Genomic DNA, 13,740 nt, shown 5'->3' on the forward strand with positions numbered 1-13,740 from the left:
TTTTGATACCATTTGACTGCTTGATGGTAATCTTGGCGAACACCGTCTCCTTTTTCGTACATAAAACCTAAATTAAATTGAGCCTGTAGCACCCCTTGCTCAGCCGCTTTTTGATACCATTTGACTGCTTGATGATAATCTTGGTTAACACCATACCCATTGTCGTACATTAAGCCTAAATTATATTGAGCTCCTGCATCCCCTTGTTCAGCCAATTCCTTAAACATAGGAAAAGCCACTTGATAATTTTCTTGTTCGATATATTGATATGCTCTGTTAAATTTCTCTTCTGCTGTTTCAGCATAAACATTTCCAATAAGGGTAAAAGAGAGTAATAAGGTAGAAAGTAGGGTTTTACGAAGTGTCATTTTGTTTTCCTTTTGACGATAGTTTTAAGATAGTGAAATTATACAAAAAAAAAACAAAATGCAATCAAGATGTAATCAGTGGTTTTTTATTGGATTTTGTAATGGGTGTTGAATTTATGAGCAATTTGGAGCTGTTTACCGTTTAATAAAACAAAGGGGAGCAACATTCTCCCTAGATTACTGACAAAGTTCATTTTTGATAAATAACCTAGCACGAGCAGTGCTAGGTTCATTAAGCCGGCGACTGCATTGGCTTCGGCTATTTACATTAAGTTCGTAACGAATGTTACTAAATTTAGCAAAATCGAATCTGCATTTCTGTTAACTAGGTCACAAAATAAGGAAATGATGATAAAATTTCTCTCAAATTCACCGCACTTTGAAAAGAAAATGAACCATAAAATTTCAACCATCCTAGAACAAGATTTCGATTCCTTATTTACGATTGAACAGGCCGCCCATTTAGTGCCTTGGTCAATGGGCACATTGAAAAATAATATGGGCGAACGCTATTTGAATTTAAAAATAGAATGGGAAAATCGTCTTGTAGGCTTTGTTATTTGCCAAACTGTACTTGATGAAGCAACTATATTTAACATTGCCATCCATCCGGATTTTCAAGGGAAAAAATTGGGTTTTGCCTTACTTAACGAGTTGATATTGCAATTACGTACAAAAGGCGTATTCACCCTATGGCTAGAAGTTCGAGAAAGCAATAAAAAAGCTATTAAACTTTATGAAAAATTACATTTTAATGAAGTAGATATTCGTAAAAATTACTATCCTACGCCTGACGGGAAACGTGAAAATGCTGTGATAATGGCGGCTTATTTATAATAAAAAAACGATACTATATAGTGAAAGAAATGGAGTGATAAAACATGGTTATGATGTGCAGGCAGGACAAAATAAAGTAATGGCAAATGATGCAGAAAAATTTGCTGATAACCGGGAAAAATCAAATAACAAACGATTTGATGAAAAAGATTAAGGGTGAAATGATGAAAGAACTAAGTTTATTTTTCAAAAATCTAAAAGATAAAGTGGGTTTTAGAGTGATGACTGAAAATGAATATCAGGAATTTCTCAAAAAGAAAGGTCATTTAGGTGTATTTGACTCTGATACCGAAATTAATCCGGCAACAGGCTTACTGGTGTCAGGCGGTGTTGATGTCTGCGGTAATCCTTATGGAATAGATTTGAATAATTCAACTAACAATTCATTTACCGAAATTAATCCGGCAACAGGCTTACCGATGTCAGGCGGTGTTGATGTCTGCGGTAATCCTCATGGAATAGATTTGAATAATCCAACTGACAATTCATTTAATTATTCAAATGATACTTATAACGATGATTTTCACAATACTTAATTAAGGATAAATATATATGGCAGGGGTAAACAAAGTAATCATACTAACAATATGTGCAAAACTAAAATGACGGTTGGTAAGCTTAGTTAACCACGAGGAATTTCAGTTTAATACGGTTATAGTTAACCGCACTTTTTCTTTTGTCTATTTTAGTTTTTTTAATCGGTATTATGTAGCACTTGCACAAAAGTTAATTTTAGGAAATTTATGTAGGGGCGGGGTTTATCCCCGCCCCTACGAAACATTAAATGCTTGTACAACTCCTACATAATATCGTTTTTAATGCGTTAAAATGTTGAAGTATCTTGGAATAGCCCTACTTTTAAGTCGGTGGCAGTATAAATGACACGACCATCTACTTCTACTTCACCGTCTGCTACACCCATAATTAATTTACGATTAATCACACGTTTTAAGTGAATGCGGTAAGTCACTTTTTTAGCGGTTGGCAACACTTGACCTGTAAACTTAACTTCGCCTACGCCTAATGCTCGCCCTTTGCCTTCCCCACCAATCCAACCGAGGTAAAAGCCTACAAGCTGCCACATGGCATCTAAGCCTAAACAGCCAGGCATAACAGGATCACCGATAAAATGACAACCAAAGAAAAATAAATCAGGTTTGATATCCAATTCTGCTTCAACGTAGCCTTTGCCAAAGTGACCACCCGTTTCATTCATTTCAATGACACGATCCATCATTAACATGGTTGGTGCCGGAAGTTGCGGACCTTTTGGGCCAAAAAGCTCACCACGACCTGATGCAAGTAGATCTTCATATGTATATGAACTTTTTTTATTCGGTGTACAAGTGTTTGTCATTTTTACTTTCCTATCTTTTTTGGCAGATTAAATATGCCTTGAAAATGTCGATTTATTCGCATTCTAACAAAGTTACAGAAAAATAAAAACAGCTAACACTTGTTAGCTGAAAGTGGTCGAACCAACTTTACTTTTTAGAAAATAACCCTCGTAAAAACTGAAATCGAGGTGGTTCTGCACGTAGTTCTATACGTTGTTGAATTAAGCGTGAAAGCGGTAAATTATCATCACTATACTCTTTTTCATCCTCTAACAAATCTCGTTGGAATAAGATTTCACAAGCCTGAAAAACATCTTCCACTGCCCAAATAAAAAACTGTTGATTTTTAACCGCACTGACCACCGTTTCACTCAAACTTAATTGATGAATTACTGCTGTTGGAATAATTACCCCTTGTTGTCCTGTTAGCCCACGGCGTTCGCAAATCGTAAAAAAGCCTTCAATTTTGTCATTTACACCGCCTACAGAATGTACTAAACCAAATTGATCAATCGCCCCGGTGATCGCAATAGATTGTGGAATCGGCAAATCCGCCAGCGCACTGGTTAATACACAAAATGCAGCTAACGAGGCACTATCTCCGTCAATTTCACTATAAGATTGCTCAAAAACAAGAGAGGCTGAAAAAGGTAATTGAGAAGGTAAATTCAGCAAACTTGCCAAACAACTTTCCGCAATCATCATGCCTTTGCCATGAATATTGCCTGCTAATTCACTTTTACGTTCTACATCAATAATTTCCCCTTCCCCAAATTGAACAATACAACTAATGCGTGATGGTTCGCCAAAAGATAATGGCGTACCTGCATAATCAATGACTGATAAACCATTAATTTGCCCGATTTCCTCGCCATCTGTTGGAACATAAATTTGTTCATGCAAAATATCCCCATAAGCTTGTTCACGTAAGAAACTTTGTTGATATTGGCGTTGATTAAAAATGCGCTCAAAATCCTCCGCACTTATGGTCGTTTTATGCTGTAATTCAGGGTGAGAAAACCAGTTTTTGAGCGTTAATGGCGAAATATTAATCAAGCTACGATCTTCACTTTCACGTACTAATAATTGATACAGTTTATTGAGTGCAGATACCTCTAATTTTTTGTTGCCGACAACTTGAACATAGTTTGCCCATTTTTGTTGCGCTTCTGGGCTTTCCACTGAAAAATAACTTTCAATTTCTGAATAATCCGCCCATTGAAAAAGTTCAGGTTCCAATTCATTGAAAGTCGCTAAATCCGAGCGCGAACCTAATAGCACGACTTTGAGTTCCAACGGATAGCTTGGAATATCGCAAGGCAATGGTTTAAAAGGATGGGCTGAATACCAATCAAATGTTTGGGTTAATAAAATATGTTTTAAACGAGGCCATAATTCAAATTGTTCCAATAAACGAGCAACGGATAAAATTAATACGCCACCATTGACTTCATGCACTAAACCTGCGTTTAACTGAATATCTTTTGATGTTGGATGAATTTGTATCGAACCAAATAACTTCGCATGATCAAAATATAATGCACTGCCAACGCTTTTTTTAGCCGCAAAATTGTCATGCTGAGATTGTGCACAAGTCGCTGTGACATGGGCAAAAGAAAAACTATCCGCTTGTTCCACATGATATTGCACGCCTTTAATCATTGGCATGGCAGGCTGCTGATTAGCAATAAAGTCTTCTAAAAGTGAAACATATTCTCTTTGTTCATCTGCTTTCAATACCAATAAAGGGCGGTGAGAATGATGCAAAAATTGGGTTATTGCCGAACTTGCACGTGGTTGTAAATCAAAAAAAGTGACGTTGTCGTCACCCACTTTTTCAATTTCTAAGGTTGGGATTAAATGTTGCCAGTTTAATGCTTGTTCAATTAAATTCACGCGGAGGTTCTCATTTTTAAAGTAAAGTTTGAAAATCTGTTAAGACTTCAATAAAGATGGTTTAATTATCGCATAATTTCATATTTTCAGTAGAAATTTTTATTCAAAAAGCGTATATTAATTCCAGTTACCACGTCACAGAAGATAAATAGCGATGAAATATCAAAAGTTAGAAAATCAAGAAGCACAATGGAAATGGCTCTATTTAATTAAAAAAAGTCGTGAAGGGGAAAATATTACTCGCTATACCGAGCGTAGTTTACAAGAAGAAAAAGTAAAACAGTTAAACGAAAGCCGTAACCATCCTGAACTAATTGAAAAATGGATTAAGGATAATATGGCTGAAAATCTTGTTGTAAAACTGGATCAGGCTATTCGCGCGCGCCGTAAACGATTTTTTAATGCGGAAAAGCAGCATACTAAGAAAAAATCCATTGATTTGGAATATGCGGTTTGGAATCGCCTCTCAAAATATTCACGTAAAATGAACATGACCTTATCTGAGACAATTTCTTATATGATTGATGAACGCGAAAGTAAAGCGTTGTTTGAGAGCAAAATGTCCACGATGAGAGCAGGATTAAAAGACCTGTTAAAATAAAATCCCCTTATTCAATCACTATCAAAATGATACCTGTTTAAACAAGGGGAGATTACGCTTTATGTTTCTATTCGACAACAGGAACAATTTTGGTAGCGTGAGAACCCTTTTCTCCGTGAACTGCTTCAAAATGTACTTTTTGACCAGCTTTTAGTGAGCGATAACCTTCCATTTCGATCACTGAGAAATGCGCAAAAATATCTTCGTCACTACCTTCTGCATTAATAAAACCAAATCCTTTGGCATTATTGAACCATTTTACAACACCTGCTTCCATTTATTTCTCCTTCTAGGCAACTTAACTACATAATAAGACCGCAGCCTTATCTCCTGTATCAGGAAGAATCATCGGAGATTTTTCTCTTTTACGCAACGAGAAAAACTAAATTTTGCTACCGAGATCACAAAAAAAATTGACTTTTGAATAAAAAACGGTGATTAAAACCTCATTTTTAATCACCGCACTTTTCATCTTAAGCGAGTTTACTTCTCTACCCACTTACCATCAATATAATTCAGCATCCATTTGGTTTGCTTTCCATTCTTCTCTGAGGTGATATATTGACGTTTTTCTTTACGGCTAAAGCGAATTATTGATTCATTACCTTCAGGATCTTGAATTGGTGCATCCGCTAAATATTGGAATTTTTCAGGTAAACGCTCACGATATTGAGCTAATTCTGACACTTTAGCCGCTCGACTTTCACGCACTTTAGGGAAATTATGGGCTGACATAAACACCCCTACTGCACTATCACGTAAAACAAAATAAGCATCAGCTTTTTCACATTTCAGCTCAGGAAATGCGATAGGCTCTTCTTTCGGAGGGGCGACTTCACCATTCTTCAAAATCTTACGTGTGTTATCACAGTTGGTACAAGCCATATATTTACCAAAACGACCAAGTTTTAGATGCATATCTGCACCACACTTATCACATTCTACAATTGGGCCATCATAGCCTTTGATTTTAAATGTACCTTGTTCAATAAGATAACCATCACAATTTGGATTATTACCACAAATATGTAGTTTACGTGTTGGATCAATAACATAACTGTCCATCGCGGATTCACATTTCGGGCAGCGTTTACGTGCCATCAGTGCTTTTGTTTCTGTTTCACTGTCTAAAACATTCAATAATTCCGCTTCCGGTATCAAATTTATAGTCGTTTTACAACGCTCTTTGGGCGGTAATGCATAACCTGTACAGCCTAAAAATACCCCTGTACTTGCCGTACGAATCGCCATTTTTCGCCCACAAGTCGGACAATCAATATCAGTAGGAACAAGACTATTTGGCTTCATTCCTCCCTCGAGTTCATCTCGTTCCGCTTTGCTTAATTGGCTTGAGAAATCTTTAAAAAATTGATTAAGCTCTGTTTTCCAATTTTTGGTGCCATTCGCAATTTTATCCAGAGTATCTTCCATGTTAGCGGTGAAATCATAACTCATTAATTCGCCAAAAGATTGATTTAGGCGATCGGTCACAATTTCCCCCATTTTTTCTGCATAAAAACGGCGGTTTTCCGTGCGAACATAGCCACGCTCTTGAATGGTTGAAATAATCGCTGCATAGGTTGATGGACGACCAATGCCACGTTTTTCTAATTCTTTTACTAATGCGGCTTCCGTATAACGTGCCGGTGGTTTTGTAAAATGTTGAGTTGGTAAAACCGCTTTCAATGCCAACTTACTTTGAATTGCAACGGCAGGTAATTCTTGATCCTCAGGAGATTTTGACGCTTGTGGCAACACTTTTGTCCAACCATCGAAACGTAAAATGCGTCCTTTGGCTTTTAATTCATAATCGCCAGCCATCACCGTTAAAGTTGAACTATCATATTGTGCCGCAGGCATTTGACAAGCCACAAACTGCCGCCAAATTAAATCATATAAACGCAGTGCATCTTTTTCCATGCCCACTAAATCATTCATAGAAATATTCACATCAGAAGGACGAATAGCTTCATGGGCTTCTTGGGCATTTTCTTTACTTGAATAAAAATTAGGTTTAGCTGGTAAATAATCCTGACCAAAGTGCTGATTAATATAACCCCGAACCATATTTAATGCATCTTGGCTTAAATTGGTGCTGTCGGTACGCATATAAGTAATATAGCCTGCTTCATACAAACGTTGCGCCATCATCATCGTTTTTTTCACACTAAAACCTAAACGGGTACTTGCTGCCTGCTGTAACGTTGAGGTAATAAATGGCGGACGAGGGCGAGAGCTTGTTGGTTTGGTTTCTAAATCAGAAATAACATATTCTGATTTTGATAAAAATTCCACCGCACTTTGTGCTTGTTGTGCATTCTTAGGGTCAAATTTCACACCTTTAAGAGCTGTAACCTCTAAATGGATTGGTTTCTGATTTTCCGTTAATGTATCTACAGCAACTTGCCAATATTCTTCAGGTTGGAAGGCTTTAATTTCGTGTTCTCGCTCTACCAATAATTTAACCGCAACAGATTGAACACGCCCTGCAGACAAGCCGCGTGCGACTTTTTTCCACAATAAAGGCGATACCATGAAACCGACTACACGATCTAAAAAACGGCGGGTTTGTTGTGCATTAACCCGATCTAAATTTAATTGCTCAGGCTGTTCGAAAGCTTGCTTAATCGCATTTTTGGTAATTTCGTTAAACACAACGCGGCTAAAGCGACTCTCATCACCACCAATGACTTCACGCAAATGCCAAGCAATCGCTTCTCCTTCTCTATCCAAGTCGGTTGCCAGATAAATATGATCTGCTTTTTTTGCCAAGGCTTTAAGTTCAGACACCACCTTTTCTTTACCCGGCAAAATTTGATAATTGGCTTTCCAATCATGATAAGGATCGATCCCCATGCGTTTTACTAAAGCGGTTTGTTCTTTTTCGGCTTTAATTTTCGCTTTTTCATCCGCACTCAACCCTTTCGTTGAAATAGGTTTGGCTTTCTCACCGGTTGTCGCCCCTGCTGTTGGCAAATCTCGAATATGCCCAACACTTGACTTCACAACATAGTTAGTACCAAGATATTTATTAATGGTTTTCGCTTTTGCCGGCGATTCCACAATAACCAAGGATTTGCTCATAATTATTACCTATTTCCTAAAATTTATTATCTTTTTATATTGCCTAATCCCGTTAGGTTCAGCAAGTATTTTTTTCGCCCTGCCTGATTAAACGAACAACATACAAACTACTCTTTATAAAGTGCGTTCAGATTTTCGTGTATTTTTAAATTGTTCCAATAAATTTTCTTCTTGTTTGGGCATTTGTAAATAAAAACCTTGCTTGTTCAAGCTCGCGATCACATCTTGATTTTTTGCCTGTACAAGAGGTTTTGAACCGGCCAAATTAAATAACATCACAAAAACCGGTTTTCCAAAGGCTGTCAACAATGCTTCAGGGACTTTATCGAATTGATCACGTTTTTCAACATAAAGATACATCCCCTCTTTTCTCGTACTTTTATAAATTGCACAAAGCATTTTTTTCTCTCTTATATTATCCAACGATAACAAAAAAATCCCCCAAAGGTCGGAGGATTTTTTTCATTTATTAAATCATCTAATTATTCATCGATCGTGCGGAGTAATTCATTGATACCCACTTTACCTAAGGTTTTCGCATCTACTTTTTTCACGATCACCGCACAGTATAAACTATATTTACCGCATTTTGATGGAAGGCTACCGGATACAACCACTGAACCGGCCGGAACACGTCCGTAGAATACTTCTCCAGTTTCACGATCATAAATTTTTGTTGATTGACCAATGAATACGCCCATTGAAATCACACAACCATCTTCAACAATAACGCCTTCAACCACTTCTGAACGCGCACCGATAAAACAGTTATCACCGATAATAGTCGGGTTAGCTTGTAATGGTTCTAACACACCACCAATCCCCACGCCACCTGATAAGTGAACATTTTTACCGATTTGTGCACAAGAACCTACTGTCGCCCAAGTATCCACCATTGTACCTTCGCCCACATGCGCGCCGATATTTACATAAGATGGCATTAATACACAGTTTTTAGAAATATACGCCCCTTTACGAACCGTTGCTGATGGAACAACACGGAAACCTTCTTGTTGGAAACGTTCAGCAGTATAGTCTGCAAATTTTAAAGGGACTTTGTCGTAATATTTGGTTTCTGCACCATCAATCATTTCGTTATCATTGATACGGAAAGATAATAAAACCGCTTTTTTCAACCATTGGTGAGTAACCCAATCACCATCAATTTTTTCAGCTACGCGATATTTGCCGCTATCCAAGCCTTCAATAACTTCTTCAATAGCCGCACGAGTTGCTGCATCAACGGTTTTAGGTGTAATTTCTGCACGGCGTTCAAACGCTTCTTCAATGATTGTTTGTAAGTTTGACATTGCTTTTCCTATATAAAAGTTAAAAAATTCCGCTCGTAGTTTTATCATATTTTCAAAAAAAATTCACGATTTTTCTCTCAGCTTAGACAAAAGTGCGGTTAACATTCTTACATTTTTGTTATAATCCTACCACGTTTTCTCACTAATTAACCTTATGCTTTCCCCATCACATTCAGAACAAAAAGCCAATACCGTTGCTTTTGCTTTTTTGCTTATTGCCTTTTTAACAGGTATTGCCTCTTCTTTTCAAACTCCTACATTAAGTTTGTTTTTATCTCAAGAAATTCAGGTATCGCCTTTTATGGTGGGCTTATTTTATGCCGTTAATGCACTCTTGGGGATTGTATTAAGTCAAATTTTAGCGCGTTATTCGGATAAGCTCGATGATCGCCGTAAAATTATTATTGTTTGCTGTATGATTGCTATGATTGGGTGTTTGGTCTTCGCTTATAGTCGTAATTATTATGTGCTGGCTTTTCTCGGAACATTTTTATTGGGAATTGGTGCGGCATCTAATCCCCAATCTTTTGCCTTAGCACGTGAATATGCTGAATATTCAGGACGAGAAGCCGTCATGTTTACTACTATTATGCGTACACAAATATCTCTTGCTTGGATTGTCGGTCCCCCTTTGTCTTTTAGTATTGCCATGAGTTGGGGTTTTGATTATATGTATCTGATTGCCGCGTCTGCATTTTTACTCTGTGCGCTAATCTCTGCTTTACTACTACCTAAAACCCCAATGCGTCATTCTGTTAAAAATGCCACAAAAGAAATATCACATCAAACCGATAAAAAAAGCGTTTTCTATTTGTTTATGACCTGTTTTTTAGTAATGGGTAGTAATGGCATGTATTTAATTAATATGCCGTTATATATTATTCATGAGCTGAATTTGCCTGAGCGTTTAGCGGGTATTTTAATGGGAACCGCAGCAGGAATGGAAATTCCCATTATGCTTATCGCAGGTTATTTGACTCAATATTTCAGCAAAAAAACACTTATTTTTACCGCACTTTTAGCCGGAATTCTCTTTTTTATTGCCTTGCCGCTTACCACAAAAACATGGCAATTAATAAGTCTACAATTGCTCAATGCTATTATTATCGGCATTGTAGCGACTATTGGTATGGTGTATTTTCAAGATTTAATGCCTACACAAATGGGATCTGCAACAACCTTATTTTCCAATGCAGCCAAAAGCAGCTGGATTGCCAGTGGCCCGGTCGCCGGCATCATTGCACAACATTGGCATTATGGATCTGTCTTTTATGTTTCCATTGGCGTGCTCATTATCGCTACACTCTGTTTTACAAAAGTAAAATCTGTCTAACTTTATATTAAGGAGAATTATGAATTGGGTTATTTTTGCTATTGGTTCTGCTTTTTTTGCAGGATTAACGGCTATATTGGGCAAGTTAGGTGTAGAGGGAATGAGCAGTAATTTAGCGACGTTTATTCGAACCATTGTCATCTTATTTGTTACTGCCGGTATTATCACTGCACGTCACGAATGGCAATTACCTCAACAGATTGCCACCAAACCTTTCACTTTCTTGATTTTATCAGGTATAGCGACAGGTTTTTCTTGGCTTTTATATTATCGTGCTCTACAACTTGCCCCGGCTTCTTGGGTGGCACCCGTTGATAAATTAAGCGTGGTGATTGCCATTATTTTGGGTGTCGTTCTATTAGGCGAGCCTATTAGCTCAAAGTTAATTTTAGGGTCAAGTCTGATTATCGCTGGTGTGTTAGTTCTAGCGTTGTAAATTGTTGAAAATTATTTGCATCTTTATGATTAAAATAAGAATGGTTACCATTAAAATTATGAATAAAATTAAAGACTTACAAAATATAATGCTTGAAAAATGTAAAAAAAAGGTTAAAATAACATCCATCAATAGCACTGACTTTGAAAGAGGACATTATCATGTTAAATAAAGCAATTACTGACAAATTGAATGAACAAATCAATTTAGAATTTCATTCATCAAACATTTACCTACAAATGAGCGCATGGTGTGAAAAACGTGGTTACACCGGTGCAGCTTCATTTTTACGCCGTCATGCTGATGAAGAAATGCAACATATGCAAAAATTATTCAACTACGTAAGCGAAACCGGTGGTTTACCTATTTTAGGGAAAATCGAAGCACCACGTGCAGATTATGCATCATTAAGAGAAGTGTTTGAAACAACGCTAGAACACGAAAAATTCATTACTTCAAAAATTAATGAACTCGTGGAAGTGACTTACGCAAGCAAGGACTATTCAACATTTAACTTCTTACAATGGTATGTGGCTGAACAGCATGAAGAAGAAACCCTATTCTCTGGTATTATCGATAAATTCGATATTCTTGGTGAAGATGGTCGTTCTTTATATTTTATCGACAGAGACTTAGCAACCTTATAATTTAGGAGAGAAACAATGTTACCATCTAATGTTATCAAATTATTAAATGAGCAAATGAACCTTGAGTTCTACTCTTCTAACTTATACTTGCAGATGAGTGCATGGTGTGATCACAAGGGTTATGTTGGTGCGGCTCAATTCTTAAATGCGCACGCAGCAGAAGAAATGCAACACATGCGTAAAATCTTCACTTATTTAATCGAAACCGGTGCAGAAGCGAAAATCGAAGCTATTGAAGCTCCTGCACATGAATATCAATCTTTACGTCAAGTGATTGAATTAACGTTTGAACATGAAAAATTAATCACACGTAAAATTAACGAATTAGTGACAGCCACATTAGAAGCTAAAGATTGGTCTGCTTTCAACCACTTACAATGGTTTGTGGGTGAACAACATGAAGAAGAAAAATTATTCGGTAGTATCTTGGATAAATTTAATCTTGTGGGTGAAGATGGCAAATCATTATTCTTTATTGATAAAGATTTGGCTCGTTTAGCAACAGCAAACTAATAGATTAAATACACAAATGACCGTACTGAGTGCGGTCATTTTTTTATTAGTTTTTAAATGTGACATCGTCACGAAATATCACTACAAATTTCACAGCTATTGATAGGTTCGATACAAAAATGCACCTATAAGAATAAGCAACATCACAATAATTTGAATAACTCGTGTCTTTGTTAATTTTTCAACTGGCATAATTTTCGTATTTCCTTTATTTATTGCTTCTTAATTATCGGATTTAATGCTAAACTTCTTGAGCTAGATCAATTTTAACCTCAAAATTTGTCATTTATCCAGTTTTTTTAAATGGATTAGGGAATTCATGACTTCTACAACAACTACAAAAAATGAATCTAACCGCCGAATTCAGTCAGGCGGCTGCGCTATTCATTGCCAAGATTGCAGTATCAGCCAATTATGTATTCCTTTTACGCTCAATGAACAAGAATTAGATCAACTTGATAATATCATCGAACGTAAAAAACCTATCCACAAATCCCAAGTGCTTTTCAAAGCAGGTGATAGTCTTAACTCTATCTATGCGATTCGTTCAGGTACGATAAAATCTTATACGATTAGCGAAACAGGCGAAGAGCAAATTACATCGTTCCATTTACCCGGCGATTTAATTGGCTTTGATGCAATTACCAATATGAAGCATCCAAGTTTTGCTCAGGCACTTGAAACAGCCATGGTTTGCGAAATTCCTTTTGATATTTTAGACGATCTCACAGGCAAAATGCCTAAATTACGCCAACAAATGATGCGTCTAATGAGTAATGAAATTCAAGCCGATCAAGAAATGATTTTATTGCTCTCAAAAATGAATGCAGAAGAGCGTCTAGCGGCATTTATTTATAACCTATCAAAACGTTATGGAGCAAGAGGTTTCTCTTCTAGAGAATTTCGCCTCACTATGACCCGTGGCGATATTGGTAATTATCTTGGTTTAACCGTTGAAACTATCAGCCGTTTACTCGGACGTTTCCAAAAAATGGGTATTTTAAATGTGCAAGGTAAATACCTTACTATTAATGATTTAGATAAACTCTATGAGTTATCAGGTTCTCACAGAACCAAAATCCAATTTATCTAAAGTCACCTCAATATTCAGCTGTAGGGTATACTGCCTGTATGCCCTACAAAGATATGTATTTTTCTCCTCGTTATCTGTAAAAATATAATCGCCCATCACACTAAGTCATCTGACTTGTTCTCTTTTGAGATTAAAAACTTGTTCTATATCACAATTTGTCATACTTATCCTTGTCATGCTGCCTATTCTGCTCTATTCTAATAAAAACTTACGCATGGAGGTCATTATGAAGTTTAATAATATTCTCGTTGTTTTAAATCCTGAAAATGAAAAACAATATGCGCT

The 13,740-nt window shown here is 36.8% G+C and carries 15 protein-coding genes; 8 read left to right on the forward strand and 7 right to left on the reverse strand.

Translation table 11 applies throughout. From position 1 onward, the window contains the following. On the reverse strand, positions 1-368 hold a 368-nt coding region (locus tag Q0O89_RS09165; RefSeq protein ID WP_293731418.1), incomplete at its 3' end, for a tetratricopeptide repeat protein. A gap of 390 nt (positions 369-758) precedes the next feature. Between Q0O89_RS09165 and rimI the strand changes: the two genes are divergently transcribed. After that, on the forward strand, positions 759-1,205 hold the full coding sequence (gene rimI / locus Q0O89_RS09170) for a ribosomal protein S18-alanine N-acetyltransferase (protein ID WP_293731419.1): 447 nt from the start codon (positions 759-761) through the stop codon (positions 1,203-1,205). A 164-nt stretch (positions 1,206-1,369) separates the two neighbouring features. Next, on the forward strand, positions 1,370-1,741 hold the full coding sequence (locus Q0O89_RS09175) for a hypothetical protein (protein WP_293731420.1): 372 nt from the start codon (positions 1,370-1,372) through the stop codon (positions 1,739-1,741). 287 nt (positions 1,742-2,028) lie between these two features. Here Q0O89_RS09175 and fabA read toward each other — a convergent pair whose 3' ends face one another. Continuing rightward, positions 2,029-2,562, reverse strand: coding sequence for a 3-hydroxyacyl-[acyl-carrier-protein] dehydratase FabA (fabA, locus tag Q0O89_RS09180; RefSeq protein ID WP_293731421.1), 534 nt, complete (start codon positions 2,560-2,562; stop codon positions 2,029-2,031). A gap of 127 nt (positions 2,563-2,689) precedes the next feature. Next, positions 2,690-4,438 carry a Lon protease family protein gene (locus Q0O89_RS09185; protein WP_293731422.1) on the reverse strand — a complete coding sequence of 583 codons (1,749 nt, stop codon included), beginning with the start codon at positions 4,436-4,438 and terminating at the stop codon, positions 2,690-2,692. 154 nt (positions 4,439-4,592) lie between these two features. On the opposite strand from Q0O89_RS09185, the gene matP reads away from it, so the two are divergent. Next, on the forward strand, positions 4,593-5,039 hold the full coding sequence (gene matP / locus Q0O89_RS09190; RefSeq protein WP_293731423.1) for a macrodomain Ter protein MatP: 447 nt from the start codon (positions 4,593-4,595) through the stop codon (positions 5,037-5,039). A gap of 67 nt (positions 5,040-5,106) precedes the next feature. Here matP and cspD read toward each other — a convergent pair whose 3' ends face one another. The 4 genes from cspD to dapD form a co-directional block, all read right to left on the reverse strand. Beyond that, a complete protein-coding gene (gene cspD / locus Q0O89_RS09195; RefSeq protein WP_293731424.1) occupies positions 5,107-5,316 on the reverse strand; it encodes a cold shock domain-containing protein CspD in 210 nt (69 codons plus the stop codon). A 206-nt stretch (positions 5,317-5,522) separates the two neighbouring features. Continuing rightward, positions 5,523-8,123, reverse strand: coding sequence for a type I DNA topoisomerase (gene topA, locus Q0O89_RS09200; protein ID WP_293731425.1), 2,601 nt, complete (start codon positions 8,121-8,123; stop codon positions 5,523-5,525). Positions 8,124-8,237: 114 nt separating this feature from the next. Then, positions 8,238-8,522 (reverse strand): YcgL domain-containing protein, encoded by a 285-nt coding sequence (locus tag Q0O89_RS09205; protein ID WP_273315280.1) that lies wholly within the window; start codon positions 8,520-8,522, stop codon positions 8,238-8,240. 83 nt (positions 8,523-8,605) lie between these two features. Then, positions 8,606-9,433 (reverse strand): 2,3,4,5-tetrahydropyridine-2,6-dicarboxylate N-succinyltransferase, encoded by an 828-nt coding sequence (dapD, locus tag Q0O89_RS09210; protein WP_135710464.1) that lies wholly within the window; start codon positions 9,431-9,433, stop codon positions 8,606-8,608. A 154-nt stretch (positions 9,434-9,587) separates the two neighbouring features. Here dapD and Q0O89_RS09215 point away from each other — a divergent pair, with 154 nt between their 5' ends. The 5 genes from Q0O89_RS09215 to Q0O89_RS09235 all read left to right on the forward strand — a co-directional run bounded on the left by Q0O89_RS09215 (position 9,588) and on the right by Q0O89_RS09235 (position 13,455). Then, positions 9,588-10,766, forward strand: coding sequence for an MFS transporter (locus tag Q0O89_RS09215; protein WP_293731426.1), 1,179 nt, complete (start codon positions 9,588-9,590; stop codon positions 10,764-10,766). A gap of 19 nt (positions 10,767-10,785) precedes the next feature. Next, a complete protein-coding gene (locus tag Q0O89_RS09220) occupies positions 10,786-11,202 on the forward strand; it encodes an EamA family transporter (RefSeq protein WP_293731427.1) in 417 nt (138 codons plus the stop codon). 161 nt (positions 11,203-11,363) lie between these two features. After that, positions 11,364-11,849 carry a non-heme ferritin gene (gene ftnA / locus Q0O89_RS09225; RefSeq protein WP_293731428.1) on the forward strand — a complete coding sequence of 162 codons (486 nt, stop codon included), beginning with the start codon at positions 11,364-11,366 and terminating at the stop codon, positions 11,847-11,849. A gap of 15 nt (positions 11,850-11,864) precedes the next feature. Then, positions 11,865-12,362 (forward strand): non-heme ferritin, encoded by a 498-nt coding sequence (gene ftnA / locus Q0O89_RS09230; protein ID WP_293731429.1) that lies wholly within the window; start codon positions 11,865-11,867, stop codon positions 12,360-12,362. Positions 12,363-12,681: 319 nt separating this feature from the next. Continuing rightward, complete coding sequence (locus tag Q0O89_RS09235; RefSeq protein ID WP_293731430.1) at positions 12,682-13,455, forward strand: FNR family transcription factor; 774 nt, start codon at positions 12,682-12,684, stop codon at positions 13,453-13,455. Positions 13,456-13,740: the final 285 nt, after the last annotated feature.

The organism is uncultured Actinobacillus sp., assembly GCF_945915845.1.
Lineage (GTDB): Bacteria > Pseudomonadota > Gammaproteobacteria > Enterobacterales > Pasteurellaceae > Exercitatus.